Raw genomic sequence first — 2500 nt, forward strand, 5'->3', positions numbered from 1 at the left:
AAACGCAAAAACCGCCCTGGTTAGACCGGGACGGTTATTGATTTATGATGAATTTGGTTGCGGGGACAGGATTTGAACCTGTGACCTTCAGGTTATGAGCCTGACGAGCTACCGGGCTGCTCCACCCCGCGTCAACCTTTGCTGCAAGCCGAGGCCTACAAATGGGTATATGGCTGACCAACTGAAAGGGCCGCTTACGCGGCCCGTGATCCCTTGGCGGGCCTTGTTCATAAAGAGAAGATTTCAACGTGCGTTTGGCAGACCTGGCAGCGACCTACTCTCCCGCGTCTTGAGACGAAGTACCATCAGCGCTGGAGCGTTTCACGGCCGAGTTCGGAATGGGATCGGGTGCAGCCGCTCCGCCATAACCACCAGGTCGGCAAAACGCACGTTGTTCGAGAAGCTTTTTGAGCGAAGAAGCACAAGAGACATCGGCAGCGGAGCTGTCGGGTGCCTCTCGGGGCTTTTCGCTGGTCTTTGTTGCGCCTCACATCACTCCTGTTTGGAGCGATGGGCATAAGGAATGAGAACGATCAAGCCGATCGAACTATTAGTACCGGTAAGCTTCAAGCGTTGCCGCTCTTCCACACCCGGCCTATCAACGTGGTCGTCTTCCACGGTTCTCAGGGAATACTCGTTTTAAGGTGGGTTTCCCGCTTAGATGCCTTCAGCGGTTATCCCGTCCGGATATAGCTACCCTGCTATGCGGCTGGCGCCACAACAGGTCCACCAGAGATCCGTCCATCCCGGTCCTCTCGTACTAGGGACAGATCCTTTCAATATTCCTACACCCACGGCAGATAGGGACCGAACTGTCTCACGACGTTCTGAACCCAACTCACGTACCGCTTTAAATGGCGAACAGCCATACCCTTGGGACCTGCTCCAGCCCCAGGATGCGATGAGTCGACATCGAGGTGCCAAACAACCCCGTCGATATGGACTCTTGGGGGTCATCAGCCTGTTATCCCCGGCGTACCTTTTATCCGTTGAGCGATGGCCCTTCCACGCGGGACCACCGGATCACTATGACCGACTTTCGTCTCTGCTCGACTTGTCAGTCTCGCAGTCAGGCAGGCTTATGCCATTGCACTCAGCGAACGATTTCCGACCGTTCTGAGCCCACCATCGCGCGCCTCCGTTACTCTTTAGGAGGCGACCGCCCCAGTCAAACTACCCACCATACATTGTCCCGGACCCGGATAACGGGCCGCGGTTAGACATCCATAGTAATAAGGGTGGTATTTCAAGGGTGGCTCCACCTGAGCTGGCGCCCAGGCTTCAAAGCCTACCACCTATCCTACACATGCCACTACGAATGCCAATGTAAAGCTATAGTAAAGGTGCACGGGGTCTTTCCGTCTAACCGCAGGAACCCCGCATCTTCACGGGGAATTCAATTTCACTGAGTCTATGCTGGAGACAGCGGGGAAGTCGTTACGCCATTCGTGCAGGTCGGAACTTACCCGACAAGGAATTTCGCTACCTTAGGACCGTTATAGTTACGGCCGCCGTTTACTGGGGCTTCGATTCAGAGCTTGCACCCCTCCTCTTAACCTTCCAGCACCGGGCAGGCGTCAGACCCTATACGTCGTCTTGCGACTTCGCAGAGCCCTGTGTTTTTGATAAACAGTCGCTACCCCCTGGTCTGTGCCACCCTCCTCTACTTGCGTAGAAAAGGGTCACGCTTCTTCCGAAGTTACGCGTGCAATTTGCCGAGTTCCTTCAGCATAGTTCTCTCAAGCGCCTTGGTATACTCTACCAGACCACCAGTGTCGGTTTCGGGTACGGTTTATAAGGAGGAGCTATTTCCTGGAACCACGCAGCAGCCCGTTCAATCCGATAAGATTGGACTACCTCAATGATCCGTCACTACCTCCAAGCCCACGAATATTAACGTGGTTCCCATCGACTACGCGTTTCCGCCTCGTCTTAGGGGCCGGCTAACCCTGCTCAGATTAGCTTTAAGCAGGAACCCTTGGTCTTTCGGCGGGGGAGTCTCTCACTCCCCTTACGTTACTCATGTCAGCATTCGCACTTCTGATACCTCCACCACCCCTCGCGGGTATGGCTTCATCAGCTTACAGAACGCTCCGCTACCGCTTGGCCCTTGCGGACCAAACCCTAAGCTTCGGTGTATGGCTTTAGCCCCGTTACATTTTCGGCGCAAAGACCCTTATTTAGACCAGTGAGCTGTTACGCTTTCTTTAAATGATGGCTGCTTCTAAGCCAACATCCTGGTTGTTTTGGGATCCTCACATCCTTTCCCACTTAGCCATAACTTGGGGACCTTAGCTGTAGGTCAGGGTTGTTTCCCTTTTCACGACGGACGTTAGCACCCGCCGTGTGTCTGCCGACTAGTACTCCCAGGTATTCGGAGTTTGGTTAGGTTTGGTAATCCGGTGAGGACCCCTAGCCCATCCAGTGCTCTACCCCCTGGGGTATTCGGTCGACGCTCTACCTAAATAGATTTCGCGGAGAACCAGCTATTTCCGAGTTT

General features: G+C 54.3%; 1 tRNA gene and 2 rRNA genes (1 of these 3 cut by a window edge). All 3 read right to left on the reverse strand.

Annotated features, from left to right (window positions below):
• Positions 1-54: 54 nt before the first annotated feature.
• Positions 55-131 (reverse strand) — tRNA-Met (locus ASD99_RS12275).
• Between the two features lie 130 nt (positions 132-261).
• A 5S ribosomal RNA gene (gene rrf / locus ASD99_RS12280) occupies positions 262-376 on the reverse strand.
• Between the two features lie 153 nt (positions 377-529).
• Positions 530-2500, reverse strand: a 23S ribosomal RNA gene (locus tag ASD99_RS12285); it runs 851 nt beyond the window's last position.

This window comes from Mesorhizobium sp. Root695, assembly GCF_001428185.1.
Lineage (GTDB): Bacteria > Pseudomonadota > Alphaproteobacteria > Rhizobiales > Rhizobiaceae > Mesorhizobium.